The sequence below is a fragment of the Kitasatospora sp. NPDC001132 genome (genome assembly GCF_053598415.1).
Genome location: NZ_JBSFKF010000012.1, coordinates 180297 through 197028, shown reverse-complemented (window position 1 = coordinate 197028; position 16732 = coordinate 180297). Strand labels below are relative to the sequence as shown.

The 16732-nt window shown below is 74.0% G+C and carries 12 protein-coding genes; 6 read left to right on the top strand and 6 right to left on the bottom strand.

What is annotated here, in order from left to right; translation table 11 throughout:
- Positions 1–13 precede the first annotated feature (13 nt).
- From ddaH to ACWDBE_RS19035, 6 genes are all read left to right on the top strand, one after another.
- On the top strand, positions 14–880 hold the full coding sequence (gene ddaH / locus ACWDBE_RS19060) for a dimethylargininase (protein WP_449808591.1): 867 nt from the start codon (positions 14–16) through the stop codon (positions 878–880).
- Positions 881–947: 67 nt separating this feature from the next.
- Positions 948–1316 carry a cupin domain-containing protein gene (locus tag ACWDBE_RS19055; RefSeq protein ID WP_392874953.1) on the top strand — a complete coding sequence of 123 codons (369 nt, stop codon included), beginning with the start codon at positions 948–950 and terminating at the stop codon, positions 1314–1316.
- Positions 1313–2905 carry a methionine--tRNA ligase gene (locus ACWDBE_RS19050; RefSeq protein ID WP_449792557.1) on the top strand — a complete coding sequence of 531 codons (1593 nt, stop codon included), beginning with the start codon at positions 1313–1315 and terminating at the stop codon, positions 2903–2905. Before ACWDBE_RS19055 ends, ACWDBE_RS19050 begins: the two co-directional genes overlap by 4 nt.
- A gap of 37 nt (positions 2906–2942) precedes the next feature.
- Entirely contained in the window at positions 2943–4934 is a 1992-nt protein-coding gene (locus ACWDBE_RS19045; protein ID WP_449808590.1) for an FAD-dependent oxidoreductase, read from the top strand.
- A gap of 74 nt (positions 4935–5008) precedes the next feature.
- Complete coding sequence (locus ACWDBE_RS19040) at positions 5009–6355, top strand: lysine N(6)-hydroxylase/L-ornithine N(5)-oxygenase family protein (protein WP_449792559.1); 1347 nt, start codon at positions 5009–5011, stop codon at positions 6353–6355.
- Between the two features lie 32 nt (positions 6356–6387).
- Positions 6388–8439, top strand: a complete 2052-nt coding sequence (locus ACWDBE_RS19035) for a BTAD domain-containing putative transcriptional regulator (RefSeq protein WP_449808589.1) — start codon at positions 6388–6390, stop codon at positions 8437–8439.
- Positions 8440–8541: 102 nt separating this feature from the next.
- On the opposite strand, the gene ACWDBE_RS19030 is transcribed toward ACWDBE_RS19035, so the two are convergent.
- The 6 genes from ACWDBE_RS19030 to ACWDBE_RS19005 form a co-directional block, all read right to left on the bottom strand.
- Entirely contained in the window at positions 8542–9891 is a 1350-nt protein-coding gene (locus ACWDBE_RS19030; RefSeq protein ID WP_449808588.1) for a condensation domain-containing protein, read from the bottom strand.
- Positions 9892–9952: 61 nt separating this feature from the next.
- Positions 9953–11527 (bottom strand): AMP-binding protein, encoded by a 1575-nt coding sequence (locus ACWDBE_RS19025; RefSeq protein ID WP_449808587.1) that lies wholly within the window; start codon positions 11525–11527, stop codon positions 9953–9955.
- A gap of 100 nt (positions 11528–11627) precedes the next feature.
- Positions 11628–12401 carry an SDR family NAD(P)-dependent oxidoreductase gene (locus ACWDBE_RS19020; protein WP_449808586.1) on the bottom strand — a complete coding sequence of 258 codons (774 nt, stop codon included), beginning with the start codon at positions 12399–12401 and terminating at the stop codon, positions 11628–11630.
- A complete protein-coding gene (locus tag ACWDBE_RS19015) occupies positions 12398–13126 on the bottom strand; it encodes an alpha/beta fold hydrolase (protein WP_449808585.1) in 729 nt (242 codons plus the stop codon). Before ACWDBE_RS19015 ends, ACWDBE_RS19020 begins: the two co-directional genes overlap by 4 nt.
- Positions 13123–16398: a non-ribosomal peptide synthetase gene (locus ACWDBE_RS19010; protein ID WP_449808584.1), complete on the bottom strand. Its 3276-nt coding sequence runs from the start codon at positions 16396–16398 to the stop codon at positions 13123–13125. Before ACWDBE_RS19010 ends, ACWDBE_RS19015 begins: the two co-directional genes overlap by 4 nt.
- Positions 16392–16643: a phosphopantetheine-binding protein gene (locus ACWDBE_RS19005; protein WP_449792566.1), complete on the bottom strand. Its 252-nt coding sequence runs from the start codon at positions 16641–16643 to the stop codon at positions 16392–16394. Before ACWDBE_RS19005 ends, ACWDBE_RS19010 begins: the two co-directional genes overlap by 7 nt.
- Between the last annotated feature and the right edge of the window lie 89 nt (positions 16644–16732).

Here is a 16732-nt window from a genome sequence, read left to right as displayed (position 1 = left end):
AAGGGAAACAACCATGCCGTACTCGGACTCCATCGCCCCCTCCGACCGACCCGGATCGATCGCGCCACGGCCGCGGCGGACCGCGAAGCCCAAGCGGATCCTGATGTGCGCCCCCCGGTACTTCGACGTCACCTACTCCATCAACCCGTGGATGCACCCCGAGAAGCCGTCGGACGCCGGGAGCGCGCTCGTCCAGTGGGAGCGGCTGCGCGACCTCTACCGGGACCTCGGCCACACCGTCGAACTCATCGAGCCGATCCCCGGACTGCCCGACATGGTCTTCGCGGCCAACGGGGCCACCATGGTCGACGGCAAGGTCCTCGGCGCGCGCTTCCGCCACATGGAGCGCACCGCGGAGGGCCCCGCCTACCTGGAGTGGTTCCGCGAGCAGGGCTACACCGACGTCCACTGGCCGGAGTTCATCAACGAGGGCGAGGGCGACTACCTGCTGGCCGGACGCCGCCTGCTGGCCGGCACCGGGTTCCGCAGCGACCTCCGCTCGCACTTCGAGGCGCAGGAGTTCTTCGGCGTCCCCGTCACCGGGCTCACCCTGGTGGACCCCCGCTTCTACCACCTCGACACCACGCTCGCGGTGCTGTCCGACGAGGAGGTCATGTACTTCCCCGGGGCGTTCTCCGCCGGCAGCCAGGCCGTACTGCGCGAACTCTTCCCGGACGCGGTCATCGCGACCGAGGCGGACGCCGAGGTGTTCGGGCTGAACGCCTTCAGCGACGGCCGGCACGTCCTGCTGCCGAGCGCCGCGACCCACCTCGCCGAGGAGCTCCGCACGAGGGGTTTCGAGCCCATCGGCATCGACCTGCCCGAGCTGCTCAAGGCCGGCGGCGGCGCCAAGTGCTGCACCTTGGAACTGCGCGGCTGACGTGCTCTCCAGCGTCTGAGACCCGAACACCGAATCACCGCCCGCACGTTGTGAGAGGACCCGACCGTTGATCACGAAAATCCGCATCGACCGGAACTCCGCCGCCGAGGAGTTCGGCATGCGCTGCCAGCGGATCATCCCCTGGCCCGGTGCCGCCGGGGAGGAGCCGCCGGTCGGTGCCATGGCCTGCTTCCTGCCGGCCGGCAGCAGCTCCGCACCGGACTGCCACGACCAGGACGAGGTCATGATCGTGGTGTCCGGAACCGGCCGGGTCACCCTCGCCGGCGAGGAGACGTCCTGCGGCGCCGGCGACGTGGTGGTGCTGCCCCGCAACCAGGAGCACGTGGTGCACAGCACGGGCGACGCGGAGCTCCAGTGGGTCTCCTTCTACTGGCCGCTGCACGAGCCGGCCAAGGCCGAGGAGGCCTCCGCATGAGCACCGCCGAGTGGATCACCGCCACGCCGCCCACCCCCAACGGCCCCCTGCACCTGGGGCACCTGGCGGGCCCCTACCTCGCGGGGGACGTGCTGCGCCGCTTCCTGGCCGCCGACGGCGTGGACGTCCGCTACACCACCGGCCTCGACGACCACCAGAGCTACGTGCCGGTGCGCGGGCTGAAGGACGGCGGCCTCAAGGGCGAGGAGGTCGCCGACCACTACGGCGACTCCATCGAGGAGGTCTGGTCCCGGGCCCACGCGGACTTCGACACGGTCGTCCGCCCGCGCCGCACCGCCGGCTACCAGGCCCACGTCCAGGACTTCTTCAAGGAGCTCCACGACGCCGGCCACATCGTCGCGCGCACCCGCCCGCTGCCGTACTGCACCGGCTGCGAGCGCTGGCTGTACGAGGCCTACGTCAAGGGGGACTGCCCGCACTGCGGCTCCGCCTCCAACGGCAACGCCTGCGAGCCGTGCGGCCGCCCCAACGACTGCGGCGATCTGCGCGACCCCGTCTGCACCGGCTGCGGCTCCCCCGCCGAACTGCGCGACTGCGAGCGGCTCTACTTCCCGCTCGCCCCCTTCGCCGAACGGCTCCAGGACTTCTGGCAGCGCGTCGACATGCCGCCGCACCTGCGCGCGCTGTGCGAGCGGATGCTGCACGAGGGGCTGCCCGAGATCGCCGTGAGCCACCCCTCCGACTGGGGCGTGCCGGTTCCCGTCGAGGGCTTCCGGGACCAGCGGGTGTACGTCTGGTTCGAGATGGCCCCGGGGTACCTCGTCGAGTGGGAGCAGTGCGGCACCGGCCGCCCGGCCCCCGGCCCCGTGCAGTTCTTCGGCTTCGACAACGGCTACTTCCACGCCGTGCTGAACCCGGCCGCCTTCCTGGCCCGCTCCGCGGACGCGCCGCTGCCCCGCGCCTTCGTCGTCAACGAGTTCTACCGACTGGAGGGGCTGAAGTTCTCCACCAGCCGCGGCCACGCCGTCTGGGCCCGGGACGAACTCGCCCGCACCAGCGCGGACGTCCTGCGCTACCACGTCCTCTCGGACCGCCCCAACGGCCGTCAGACCAACTTCACCCCGGCGGCGCTCGAACGCAGCCGGCAGCACCTCGCCGACGCCTGGGACGGCTGGCTGCACGGCCTGTTGACCACGGTGGCCGAGGACTTCGGCGGCGTCGTGCCCCAGGAGCGCCCGCAGGGAGCGGCCTGGGAGCGGCTGCGGGGCCGGCTGGCCCGCCTGGCCGACGACCTGCGGGAGGCCTACGGGGTGGCGGGTTACGACACCCGCCGCGCGGTCGCCCTGCTCGACGAGGCCATCGCGCTGGCGACGGACTTCGGGCACGTCCACAGCCACGAGCGGGACCGCCCCCAGGGCGCGGCCGCCCACCGCTCGGCCGTCGTCGCCCAGCTCGCGGTCGCCGTCGGCCTCGCGGCCTGGGCCGCCCCGGTCCTGCCCGCGGCCTCGGCCCGCCTGGCGGAACTCCTCGGTGTCCCGGCGGGCCGCCGGGTGGACGCGGCGGCGATGGCCGCCCCGCCGGCCGGCACCCCGCTCGCCGTGCCCGACTCGGCGGTGTTCGGTGGCTGAGGCGGGCACCACGGCCGACGACCGGGGAACGGGCACCGTGCGCGTCGCGGTCGTCGGCCCGTTCTCCGGTCCGCGCGCCGCCTGGGGCGAGCTGCTCGAAGGCGCCGCGGCGGCGCACGACGGCGTGCGGTGGGAGTTCCACGACGACCGGGGCGACGCCATCGTCGCCCGCAAGGTCGCCGAGACGATCGTCGCCGACGGCGGCCACGCCCTGGTCGTCGGCCACTTCAACAGCGCCGGTGCCCGGCTCGCCCTCCCGGTCTACCGCTGCGCGGGCGTGCCGCTCCTGCTCCCGCTCGCGACCGCGCCGCGCCTGCTCGACGGGCCGGCCGGCGCCGCGCTGCGGTGGTGCCCGGACGACCTGGCCCAGCTCGTCGAACTGCGCTCCGCGATCCGCCGGGCGGGGCACACCCGCCTCGCGGTGGCGGACGACGGCAGCACCTACGGCGCGGTCCTCGCCCAGCTCCTGCGCGGCCTGCCCGCCGACGGTGTGCGGCTCGTGGACGCGGGCGGCGCCGACGCGCTCGTCGTCTGCGGCACCCACGTGGGCGCCGCCCGCGAGGCCCGTGCCCGGCGGGCGGCGGGCTTCACGGGGGCGCTGTACTTCACCGACGACTGCGCGGTCGACGAGTTCCCCGGGCTCCTCGGGGACGCGGGCCACGCGGCGAGCGTGGCCCGGCTGCGCGGCGGCGCCGCCGCCTACGTCGAGTCGGCCCTCGCCACCGCCGCCGCCGTCCTCACCGCACGGCCGGAACTCACCGGGACGGCGCTCCTGGACGCCGTGCGCGCCCACGCGGACCGCCGCTTCACCCCGCAGGGGGACCCGGAACCGAGCGCGGCCGGCACGAGCGGCCCCGGCTGGGAGGTGGTCCCGCTGGACCCGCCCACCCGGCCCACGGCGGCCCGGCACGGTGCCGGGAACGGCGCCGGGCACGACGGCAAGGCCTACGACGTGCTGGTCGTCGGGGCCGGCGTCCTCGGCGCCGCCACCGCCGACCTCCTGGCCCGCCAGGGCCTGCGCGTCGCCATGACGGCCCCGTCCGCCGAGGACCCGGCGGCGACCCGGTACTCGGGCGGGCTCGTCCGGGCCTACGAACCGGACCCGGCCATGCGCGAACTCGCCGTGCGCAGCCACCGGCCGGCCTGGCGCGAAGGCGCCGCCCCGCACGGCCCGAGCGGCTTCCGGCGGACGGGTTCCCTGGTCCTGCTCGGCGAGGCGGACCTGGACGAGGCCGCGAAGGGCGTGGCCGAGCTCAGCGGCGCCGGGATCGAGGCCGCCCTCCTCACCCCGCGCGAACTCGACGACCGCTTCCCCGGGCTCCGTACCCGGGACGTGGCCGGCGCGGTGTGGGAACCGGGCGGCGGCTACGCCGACCCGGCCGCCACCTGCCTGCGGCACCGCCGGGACGCCGCCGCGCACGGGGCCTTCGTCCTGCCCGGCCGGGTCCTGCACCTGGACCAGCGGCCTGACCACGTCCACGTCACCCTGGAGCGGGGCGAGGTCGGCGCCCGCGTCGTGGTCCTCGCGGCCGGCGCCGGAACCCCGGGGATCCGCGGACACGGCCTCACGGCGACGGCGGACGCGCCCGCCGGGCAGCCGCGCACCAAGCGCATCCGCTACGCCTTCTTCCGGCTCCCCGGGAACCCGGCCACGCCGACGGTGGTGGACCTCGTCACGGGGCTGTGGGCGCGCCCCCAGCACACCGGGCTCGGCGCGGGCGGCTGGCTGGTGGGCCGCCCGGCGGACGAGTGGGACGTCCCGCCCGGCGGCGCGGACACCGTCACCGCCGCCCAGGCCGAGCACATCCGGGAAGGTGCCGTACGGCGCTGGCCCGGACTCGCGCGGGCCGAGTTCCTCGGCGGGCGCCACGGTGTCGACCTGTTCACGGCCGACGGCCGCCCGCTGGTCGGCCCGGACCCGTCCGCGCCCCGCGTCGTGTTCGCCACCGGCGGCTCCGGCGCCGGCTTCAAGACCGCTCCCGCGGTGGCGGAGTCGGCCGCCGCCCACGCCCTCGCGGCACTCGGCTGACCCCCTGCGCCCTTCCCCTCCCCCCACACCAGAAGCCCTCTCGCCGGGGCTTCGCGAGCGAGAGACGTTCGACGATGACCTTCCTGAGCTCCCTGTCCGAACTCGACCGGCCGGACTCCGTCCACGACATCGTGGGCGTGGGCTTCGGCCCGGCCAACCTCGCCCTGGCGATCGCCATCGAGGAACACAACGAGACCGTTGCCCCCGCCCAGCGGCTGACCGCCGCCTTCCTGGAGAAGCAGCCGTCCTTCGGCTGGCACCGCGGCATGCTCATCGAGGGCGCCACCATGCAGGTGTCCTTCCTCAAGGACCTCGCCACGATGCGCAACCCGAGCAGCCGCTTCAGCTTCGTGTCGTACCTGCACGACCAGGGCCGGCTGGTGGACTTCATCAACCACAAGCTGCTCTTCCCGAGCCGCGAGGAGTTCCACGACTACCTGTGCTGGAGCGCCGCCGGCGTGGACCACATGGTGCGCTACGGCCTGGAGGTCACCGCCGTCGCCCCGGTCGGCGGCGGTACGGAACACGGCCCGGTGCGCGAGGTCGAGGTGACCGCGCGGGGCGTCGACGGCACCGAGCGGGTCACCTACCGGGCCCGCAACCTCTCGATCGGCACGGGTCTCGTCCCCTGCATGCCCGAGGGCGTCGCGCGCTCCGCACGGGTCTGGCACTCCAGCGAGTTCCTGCACCGCCTCGCGGAGTTCCCGGCCACGGCGCCGCGCCGCTTCGTCGTGATCGGCGCCGGGCAGAGCGCCGCCGAGGTCGCCGACCACCTCCACCGCACCTACGAGGGGGCCGAGGTCTGCGCCGTACTCTCCCGCTACGGCTACAGCCCGGCGGACGACAGCCCGTACGCCAACCGCATCTTCGACCCGGAGGCGGTGGACCTCTACCACCGCGCGGACCCCTCGGTGCGCCGCCGGCTCATGGACTACCACCGCAACACCAACTACGGCGTGGTCGACATCGACCTCATCGACGAGCTGTACCGACGCGCCTACCAGGAGAAGGTCCGGGGCGAGAACCGGCTGCGCATCATGGGCACCGCCCGGGTCACGCACGTCGAGGACGGGGCCGAGGCCGTGACCGTCCACGTGCGGAACCTGGCGGACGGATCCGTGGAGCAGCTGACCGCCGACGCCGTCGTGTACGCCACCGGCTACACCGAGCCCGACCCCACCGTGCTGCTCGGCGCCCTGGCCGGGAGCTGCCGGCGCGACGAGAGCGGCCGGCCGCTGGTCCACCGCGACTACCGGATCGACACCGACGAGACCGTCGAGACGGGCTTCTACCTGCAGGGCGGCACGGAACACACCCACGGCATCACCGCGAACCTGCTGTCCATGGTCGCCGTCCGGGCCGGCGAGATCCGGGCCTCGCTGGTCGCCCGCCGCCACGCCTCGGTCACCGTCCCGGCCTGAGGGACGTGAGCCGAACGATGCGTCAACAACCTGTGAAGTTCCGCATCCTGGGGCCGGTCGAGCACCACGACGGGGAGAACTGGGTCGCCGTCAAGGCCGCCAAGCAGCGTGCGCTCCTGGCCGTCCTGCTCCTGAACGCCAACCATCTGGTACCCGCACCGCAGTTGCACGCGGAACTGTGGAGCGACGGGCCGTCGAGTCACGTGGGCAGCCTGCTCGCCGGCTGTGTGTGGCGGCTGCGCGCCGCCATCGGCGACCCGGAGGGGAAGGTTCTCCTCACCCGCCCCGCCGGGTACCAACTGGCCGTGCCGGCCGGCGGACTCGACCTGCACGAGTACGAGTCGCTGGTCGCCGCCGGCCGCACCCAGCGCGCCGCGGGGAACCCGGTCGAGGCCCTGAGGTCCTTCAGTGCCGCGCTCGACCTCTGGCGGGGCGCGCCCCTCGCCGACGTCGCCCTCACCTCCTCGATCATGGCCGAGTCCGCCCGCCTGGAGGAGTCCCGGCTGGCGGTGATGGAGGCGAAGCTCGGCGTCCAGATCGCCCTCGGGGAACACGAGGACGTGCTGCCCGAGCTCAAACTCCTGGTCGCCCAGCACCCGTTGCGGGAACGGCTCCACGAGTACCTGATGACGGCGCTCTACCGGACCGGGCAGCAGGCCGAGGCTCTGGGGGTGTACCGGGACCTGCACCACCTGCTCGCGGACGAGTTGGGCATCGACCCGAGCCGGCCGCTGCGCGAGCTCCAGCAGCGCATCCTGGAGGAGGATCCGAGCCTCAACGACCGGGCCGCCCGCCACGAGCTGACGGTGACGGCGGCCGCTCCCGGCGGGCCGGCGGCGGCCGCGGAGGCTGCGCCGCGACTGCTCCCGCGCCGGCGCGTGCCGTTCGTCGGCCGGACGGCCGAACTCGACGAGCTGGTCGGGCTCCTGGCCGAAGGACGCCCGGCGGTCGCGATCCACGGGCCGGCCGGGTCGGGCAAGAGCGCACTGGCCGTCGAGGCCGCGCACGCCACGGCGGGCGACTTCCCCGGCGGGCAGGTCCACCTGGACCTGCGGGGCACGGCGGGCGCCCGCGCGCTGCGGCCCGAGCAGGCGATGGAGCTGATGCCGGCCTCCTTCGGGATGGAGCGGGGCAGCGAGGAGGAGGCGGCGCTGCGCACCGGGGCCGGTCCGGCCGGGCGCCGGGCCCTGGTCGTGCTCGACAACGTCCGGGACTCCGCGCAGATCCGGGAGCTGCTCCCGGCGGCGCCCGGCATCACGTTCCTCATCACCAGCCGGTCGCCCATCGCGGGGGTGGACGGCCTCACACATCTGCGCCTGGGAGGGCTGACCGAGTCCGCCTCGATCGACCTGCTCAGGCAGAGCGTCGGTGTGCCGCGCATCGACGCGGAACTCTCCGCCGCCGCCTCACTGGTCGAGTCCTGCGACCACCTGCCCTTCGCGCTGCGGCTCGCCGCGGACCGGCTCGCGACCCGGCCCGACTGGACGGTCGCGGACTTCGCCCGGTACGTGGCCGAGCCGCACCAGCGGCTCGACTTCCTGGCCGACGGCAACGTCAGCCTGCGGGAGTCGCTGATGGCGAGCGTCCGCCTCCTGACCGACGGGGCCGACGGAGCCGACGGGAGCGACGGGGCCGACGGGAGCCACCGGTCCGGCGGGACGGGCGCGTCGGCGCTGACGGCGCTGCGCCGACTGGGCTTCCTCGACCGGGCCGTCGTCACCGTCACGGCGCTGGCCGTGCTCCTCGGCAGGGCCGAGGGCGAGGCCCACCGGGTCGCCGAACGGCTCGTCGACGTCGGGCTCCTCGAGTCGCTGGCGATCGACCGCTACCGGGCTCCGCAGAGCGTCCGGGCGCTGGCGCGGGAGATCGCGGCCTCGGAGCACATCGCGGCCTCGGACCACGAGGACGCCGAGGCCGTCCGGCGCGTCGTCGACCACGACGCCGGCGCCGCGCGGGACCAGGCGAGGGCGAGGCTCACGGCCCTGGTCCCGCGTGACCGGACCGGGGCCCAGGCCGAGCCGCTCGGCGGAGCGCGGTACGTGTCGAGCGCGAACGGGTCCCGCTCGGCACGCGCGGCGTCCTAGGCCGGCCACGGCCGGCGGGGAAGGGGCCCGGACGGGGTGACAGCCGTCCGGGCCTCCTCCGTCGACGCCCCTTCCGTCCGGGACGGGTCGCGGGGGAAGGGCCTACCACGCGGCGAGCGCGGACCGGGTCCGCACCCGTACGCCGCCCACCGGCCGGTCCGGGTCCTCCCCGGCCGCGACCAGGACCTCGTCCATGTCGCGCAGCATCCGCAGTACCGTCTCCTCCTCGTACGCCTCGGTGTTGTACTCGGTCTCGGAGAGGATCCCGTCCTCGCCGTCCCAGTAGCCGACGACCATGTCGGCGCGGGCGGCGCGGTTCGGCGTCTCCAGCATGGTCAGGCGGACGTCGCCGAGGCTGAGGTTGCGACCGATCGGCCCGAGGTAGTTGAGGGTCAGCTTGACGTTGGTCAGACGGGCCCGGGTCTCCTCCGGGAGGTTCGCGTGCACGACCGGGAACGGCACGCCCTGGCGGCCCAGCACGTCCCAGGTCGCGTCCCGCGCCGCCCCGATCACCTCACGGATCGACGCCCCGTCGTCGACCGTGGCACGGACCAGGCAGGCGTTGCTGACGAGTCCGACCAGTGCCAGCTCGCTGCGGGTGGTCCGGTTCATGCTGCGGACGCCGATGGTCGACTCGCGTACTCCGCCCCGCGCCAGGACGATCTGCCAGGCGGCCAGCATCACGGCGAACGGGGTGGCGCCTAGTTCCTGGGCCAGTGCCGTACGCGCCGCGTCGGCCCGCTCGCTGAACCGGTAGCGCACGGTCGTGCCGGGATCCCCGACCGCCGTGGGCCGGCCGAGCTCACGGTCGTGGGCGACCGTGCCGAGGGTGACCCCGTCGAGCGCCGTGCGCCAGTGGTCGATGGTCCGCCGCCATCGGCCCTTCGCCTCCTCGGCGCGCAGCTTCTCGGCGTACTCGTGGAAACTGACGGCGTCGTGGGCGAAGACCGGCTTCTCGCCCCGGGTCAGGCTCACGTACGCGGCGGAGAGCTCCTCGAACAGGACGGTCATCCCCCAGCCGTCCACCGCGATGTGATGGATCGTCAGGACGATCTCCTGCTGGGCGCCGATCCTGACCAGGGCCAGCCGGCCCACGGGGCCCGCTTCCAGGTGGAACTCCCGCAGGTGCAGTTCCGCGGCGACGCGCGCGAACTCCTCCGCGACCCCGCCGGCCTCCGGCACGTCCGGCTCGATCAGCTGCGCGGCGACGTCCACGGTCGGCTCAATGATCATCTTCAGCTCGCCGTCGAGCTCCTCGAACCGGGAGCGCAGGCTCTCGTGACGGTTCGTCACGACCTGCCAGGCGGCGGCGAGCGCGTCGAAGTCGACGCGGCCGGCGCACCCCAGGCGCCAGGTGACGTGGTACACGGACCTGTCCCTGGCGGTCCGCAGGGCGCGCCACCTGGCTGCCTGCTGGGCCGTCGCCGGGATGGTCAGGGATCTGGCGGTCACGCTCGTCTCCTCGGTCACTGGGCGGCCCGTACGACCGGTCGGGTCGGACACCGGACGCACGTCAGTGCGCCAACTCTTCGGTGAGCCGCTTGCGGTCCACCTTCCCGACGGTGGTCAGCGGGAGCGAGTCCCGGTGGTGGTAGCTCCGCGGGCGCATGTAGCGGAGCAGGGCGGAGACCAGGTCGGCGAACTCCTCCGCCGGGACCTCCTTGCCCGTGTACACGGTGCGCAGCTCGTTCTCGCCGTCCGCGGCGGGCACGACGAGGACGATGGCCTCGTCGATCGACAGGTGGCAGCGCAGCGCCGTCTCGATCTCGCCGAGTTCGATCCGGTTGCCGCGGATCTTGACCTGTCCGTCGATCCGCCCGAGGTGGAACAGTTCGCCGTGCTCAAGCCGGCACCGGTCGCCGGTGCGGTAGTAGTGCTCCGGCGTGAGCGGCTCCCGTCCGTCGTGGAGGCGGCCGCGCCGCGGGCCGCCGTCCGGGCCCGGCTCCATGCGGACGAAGCGCCCGACGTTGTCGTCCGGGTCCAGGTAGCCGGGGAAGCGCTGGGGCCCCCGTACGCACAGCTCGCCGTCGTCGGTGGGCCGGAGGTCCTCGTCCAGCAGGAGCCAGTCCATGTGCGGGTTCGGGATCCCGATCGGGAGGGACCGGCCGGTGGTCTCCGGCCAGTCGGCCCGATCCCGCGGCACCGCGTACCCGGTGATGACGATCGTGGTCTCGGTCGGGCCGTAGCAGTTGCTGATGACCGCGTTCGGCGCCGCGGCGGACCAGGCCTCGGCCTGGTCGAAGGCGAGCCGTTCCCCGCCGAACATGGCCCGGCGCAGCGTCGGCATGCTCCCGGGGGCGAGCGCGCGCAGGCGCTTGGCGAAGGAGATGACGGACGGCACCGACATCCAGTGGGTGATCCGCTTGGCGTTGATGAACCGCACCGGGGTGAACACGTCACCGTGCTGCGCCACGCAGAGGGTCGCTCCCGAGCCCCAGGTGGCGAAGATCTCGGACACCGATCCGTCGAAGGACATCTCGAAGGACTGCGAGACCCGGCAGCCGGGGCCGAGTTCGTAGCGCGCGATGGTGTCCGTGAGGAACGCGTTGATGCTGGCGTACCGGATGGGCACGCCCTTGGGCCGGCCGGTGGTCCCGCTGGTGAAGATGATGTACGCGGTGTCGGTCTCCGCCGGGTGGCCCTGGTCCGGGATGTCGTCCGAGGGCTCGGGGGCGAGCAGGGGGCGCCACTTGTCGCCCGTCATGTCGAGCAGCGCCACTGCGCAGTCGCGCCGGTACTCGGCCGCGCCATCGCCCGCGTTGTCGTCGAACACCGTGAGGCTGAGCCCGCCCTCCTCGGTGATGTCCAGGTTGCGCGACGCCGGTGCGGCGGGGTTCAGCGGCACGACGGTCGCACCGAGCCGCTGCGCGGCCAGGTAGGCGACGTAGCTGACCGCGGTGCGCGAGGTGAGCAGGCCCACCCGGCCGGGCCGGCCGCCCGCCGCCTCGACCATCCGGGCCGACATCCACTCGGCGGCGGCCCGCAGTTCGGCGTAGCTGAGGGTGACGCCGAGCACCTCGAGGGCCGAGGCGTCCGGATTCGCCTCGGCCGAGGCGCGGAACCAGTCGTAGAGGGAACGGGTCGTCATGGTGCTTCCCTTTCGGAGGAGTCGCTGGTCGGGAGGTCGCGTGGACCGGGAGGGCGACGGAGCGGTCTGCCGCCCGCCTCCGAACGTGCCGCCGGGCCCGTCACCACATGAACTGTCCGCCGTCCACGACGAGCTTCTGTCCCGTCATGTAGGCGCTGTTCGGGCCGACGAGGAACTCCAGGGCGTCCGCGATCTCGTCCGGGTCGGCGATCCGCCGCTGCGGGATCTCGGCGAGCATCCGGCGCCGGGAGTCCGGATCGTTCAGGTTGAACCGTTCGACCAGTTCGTCGGTCTCGGTGTTGCCGGGAATCAGGCAGTTGACCCGGACGCGGGGTGCCAGTTCCAGCGCGAGGCACTTGGTCAGGTGCAGCAGGCCCGCCTTGCTCGCGCAGTAGTTGGCGCCGTTGAGGCGGGGGCGGATGCCCGTGGTGGCACCGACGTTGACGATCGTCGCGTCGGCGCCCGAGGCGACCATCGCCGGGGCGAGCGCGCGGGTCAGGTAGAAGACGCCGGAGAGGTTGGTGTCGACGACCCGCCGCCAGTCGTCGTGGCTCATCTCCAGGAACGGGCGGTCGATGTTCATCCCGGCGTTGTTCACCAGGACCGTCGGCGGCCCGTACCGCGCCAGCACCGCCTCGGCGGCCGCGGCCACCGCGGTCCCGTCGGACAGGTCCACCCGCACGGTGTCCAGCCGGGGGCCCAGCTCCCGCTGCGCCGCGCGCGCGCCTTCCTCGTCGGACCGGTACAGCGCGCTCACCTGGAAGCCCAGCTTCACCAGCCGGCGGCTGAACGCGAGCCCGATGCCGCGGGTGCCGCCGCTGACGACGGCCACCGGGGGCCGGGCCGTCGCGGTCGTCGCTGTTTCCTCTGTCATCGCTCGTCCTGGTTCTCGTCCTGGTTGTGGAACGTGTGAATGGCCATGGCCAACTGGGGGAGGTGCGCGGGCTCGAGGACCTCGTAGTGGCCGGCGTCGAGGCGGACGACGTCCAGGTGCGGCGCGAGCTCCCGCCAGCGCCGTACGGCGTCCTCCCGGCCGTCCTCGTCGTACGGGGAGCACACGAGGAGCAGCACCCGGCCCGGGTAGGGCGACTCGGCCCGGTAGTCGGCGAGGGCGGCGGCCTGCGCCGCGAGGGTGCGCAGCACCCGGTCGACGGTCCGCGGATCCGCCTTCGGGCCGAGGTCGGCCACCATCCTGTCCGCGATCTCCTCGTCCTCGCCCGGGCCGGGCACCCGGGGCAGTGGAGAACTGTCGATGACCACGAGATCGGGCCGGTGTCCGGCCTCGGCGAGCCTGACGCAGAGCTCCCACGCCACGACGCCGCCGAGCGACCAGCCGACCACCAACCGCGGCGCCGCGGCCGCCGCCCCGACGATGTCGAGGACCGACGCGGCCATCTGCGCGACCGAGGTCTCCGGCTCCTCGTCCGGCATGAGCCCCAGGGGCCGAACGAAGTCCACGGCACGGGACCCGCCGAGCAGCGAGGCCAGGTGCAGGTACGGGGTGAGGCCGCCGCCGGCTCCGGGCAGGATCAGGCAGCCGGGGCGGTCCTTGCCCCGGGCCATCCTGAGGAGCCGGCCGGGCGCCGCCGCGGCGGTCATGCCCGGGCCCCGTCCGCGTCGCCGTCCTCTCGGCCGTCCTGCGCGTCCTCGTCCTCCGGGGCGTCCCGCGCGTCCTCGGCCTCCAGGCCGTCCCGCGCGTCCTCGGCCAGGCCCGCGCGGACGAGTTCGGCGAGCGTCGCGATGGTGGGCGAGCGGAAGAACTCGGGCACCGGGACGGCCGTGCCGTACTCCTCCTCGATCTCGGCGAAGGCCGCGAAGATGTTCAGGGAGTGGGCGCCGTAGTCGATCAGGGACCGGTCGCGGGCGATGCCGTCGGTGTCCAGGATCGACGACCAGATGGCGGCCAGCCCGCGCTCCAGCTCGGAGGCGTAGGCGACCGTGGTCGTGGCCGCGCTCGTCCTCCGCTCGGCGATCAGCCGCTCCGCCAGGGTGACCAGGGCGTCCCGGTCGGTCTTGCCGGTGCGCGAGGTCGGGATCCGGTCCGTGTCGAGGATCCAGGACGGCGCCATGTACGACGGCAGCGCCGTGGTGATCCGGGCCTGGACCTCCGCGTGGTCGGGGTCGGCGCCGGGCTCCGCGAGGAGGAAGAGGACCAGTTCGCGGTCGGCTCCGAGCCCGCGCGCCACGGCGACGGACTGCCGGACACCGGGCGCGGCGTTGGCGACCGCCTCGATCTCGCCGAGTTCCACCCGGTACCCGCGGATCTTCGTCTGGCTGTCCTGCCGGCCGAGGAAGACCATCGTCCCGTCGGCGTCGCGCACCACCTGGTCACCGGTGCGGTACATGCGCGCGGTGCCGTCGGCGGAGAACCGGTCGGGCAGGAAGCTCGCCGCGGTCCGCTCCGCGTCGAGGTAGCCGTCCGCGGGGCTGACGCCCCCGAGGTGGAGTTCGCCCGGCACGCCTACGGGTGCGAGGTGGCCCGTCACGTCGACCACGTACGCCACCACACCGGGCAGGGGGCGGCCGATCGGTGCGTGGGCGGGCCAGTCAGGGTCGTCGCCCCACAGCTCGTGCACCGTGGCGGCGTTCGTCTCGGTCGGGCCGTAGAGGTTGACGAGGACACACGCCGGGTGGGCGGCGAAGAACCGGCGGATCTCGTCGTCGACGAGCAGCTGCTCACCGGAGACGCAGACGCGCCGCAGGTCGGGGAAGCGGACCGAGGCGCGCTGCGCGGCCTGGACGAACGGGCGCAGGGCCGCCACCGGCAGGAAGACGTGGCTGACCCGGGTCTCCTCGACGCGGCGGACCAGCGCCGGGAAGTCCCGCCGGTCGGCGGGCTCGCGGGAGACGACGGTGCCGCCCGAGGCGAGCGTCGGAACGATCTCCTGGAAGGAGACGTCGAAGCCGAGCGGCGCGTACTGGAGGAAGCGCGTCGTCGCGCCGTGCTCCATGGCGGAGATCTGCCACGCCGCCAGGTTCAGCAGCGGCCGGTGGCCCATCACCACCCCCTTGGGGGTGCCGCTGGATCCCGAGGTGAACATCAGGTACACCGCCGAGTCCGCGGAGCCGCCCGAGGCGCGGGGCCCGTCCCCGGGGACGGAGAGTTCGGCCAGGCCGGTGGTGCGCATCCCGGGGAGGTCCAGGCCGTGGCCGACGACCAGGCGGCAGCCCGCCCGGTCCACCATGTGGGCGAGGCGCTCGGCCGGCAGGCTCGGGTCCAGCGGCAGATAGGTGGCACCGCAGCGCAGGACGGCGAGGATCGCGGTCGTGGCGTCGCACAGCCCGCCCAGGGACAGGCCGACGACCTGCCCCGGCGTGACGCCGTGCCGGGCCAGTCCGTCCGCGGCCCGCTCGGCGGCGGCCAGGAGTTCGCCGTACGTCAGCTCGCGCCCGGGCTCCTCGACGGCGATCGCGTCGGGCGTGCGCCGGGCGGCCCGCTCGATCCACTCGGTGAGACCGCGGGCCGGCGCCGGACCGCCAGCGCCCGCCGACTCGACGGCCGGGTACGGCAGTTCACTGTCGACGAAGAGCTCGGCCAGCGAGCGGGTGCCGTCCTCGAGGGCGCGTCGCAGTGCCGTGCGCAGCGACGCGAGCAGCGCCTCCGCGACCGGCTCCGATATCAGCTGCAGGTCGTACTCGAGCTCCAGCAGCCATCGGCCGTCCACCTTCGTGGCGCCGAGCCACAGGTCGAACTTCGCCGTTCCGTTGCCCGGTTCCCGCACCCCGAGGACGGCGCCGTCCGAGGTGCCTTCGAAGGTGTCCTGCATCGCGAGCATGCAGGAGAACAGGGGGTTGCGGTTGCTGGTGCGGTCCTGCCCGACGTTCGCCACGAGCTGGTTGAGCGTGACGGCGACCCTGGCGCGGCAGTAGTCGACGGCTTCCCGGACGGTCCCGGCGACGTGCTCGTCCACCGTGCGCGACCAGTCCACGTCGACCGTGACGGGCAGGGTGTTGACGAAGAAGCCGCAGAGGTCGTACGCGCGGACGGTGCGCCGGGCCGACAGCGGGCTGCCGATCAGGACGGTGGACACACCGCCGTGCCGGGCGAGGACGGCCCCGTACACGGCGCTGAGCAGGACGAACGGCGTGACGGAGAGCCGCTTGCAGGCCTCCTGGAAGGCGGCCGTCTCCTGCTCGCCGAGCAGCCAGGAGAGGCGCCCACCGGTGAAGTCCGTCTCCTCCGGCCGCCCCGGCCGGGGATTCAGCACCAGCGGCGGGACGTCACGCAGCCGCTCGGCCCAGACCTCGGCCTGCTCGGCCGTCTCCGGCGAGCCGGAGGCCCGGTTCTGCGCCTCGAGCTCCCGGACGAAGGCGGACTCGCGTGCCACCCGCAGCACTTCGACTGCCTCGGCGGTGGGCTTCGAGGTCAGCGCGGACTCCAGGTCACGGACGAGCGGCTCCGCCGAGACGCCGTCCCCGATGAGGTGGTGGCCGCACATCACGAGGACGGCCGCGGAGCCGTCGGTGGCGCGCACGAGCCCGAACCGGTAGGCCGGCCCCGCCGCGAGGTCGAACGGACGCCGTCCGAGCCGCTCCGCCAGGGCCTCGACGGCTTCGGCGTACCCGCCCGGCGCCACCTCCACCCGCTCGCACGGCACCTGCCCCGGCTCCGGCGGCGGGGTGAACCTGGCGTGCATCCGCGGCAGGTGACCGAAGACCTGACGCAGCGCCGGCTGGACCGTGACCAGGACGGTGAGGGCGTCGCCGACGGCGTCATCCGAGACCCCCGGGTCGAGGTCGAACAGCATGGTCTGGTTGTAGATCTCGCGGGCCGACACCCGGCTGTCGACGACGAGCAGCCCCTTCTGGGGGTCCGTGATGGGGAGCAGGGCGGGGCCCGCCGTGCCGACGGCCGAGTCGTCCTTCAGCATGCGGCACCGGGCTCGTCCGCGCCGGCCGGGAGCAGGCCGGTGAGCCAGACCTTGAGGTCCCCGACGGTCCGTACCTCGACCAGGCCCGCGGCGTCGATCTCCACGTCCTCGTCGGCGACCTCGACGGCGAGGCGCAGGAGCGACAGCGACTCGAGGCCGGCCTCCTGGATCAGCGTGGAGTCGTCGAAGTCTGCCGTGGCATATCGCGCGATCGTCGAATCAAGGTCTGGCGGTGTGGTCAGCACGTTGTCTCCACCTCATGCCGATGGCTCGTACGCCGAGCGCGGGTCCGCTCGTGCAGCAGGCAGCGGTGTGTGCGGCCCGCGAAGAGGCT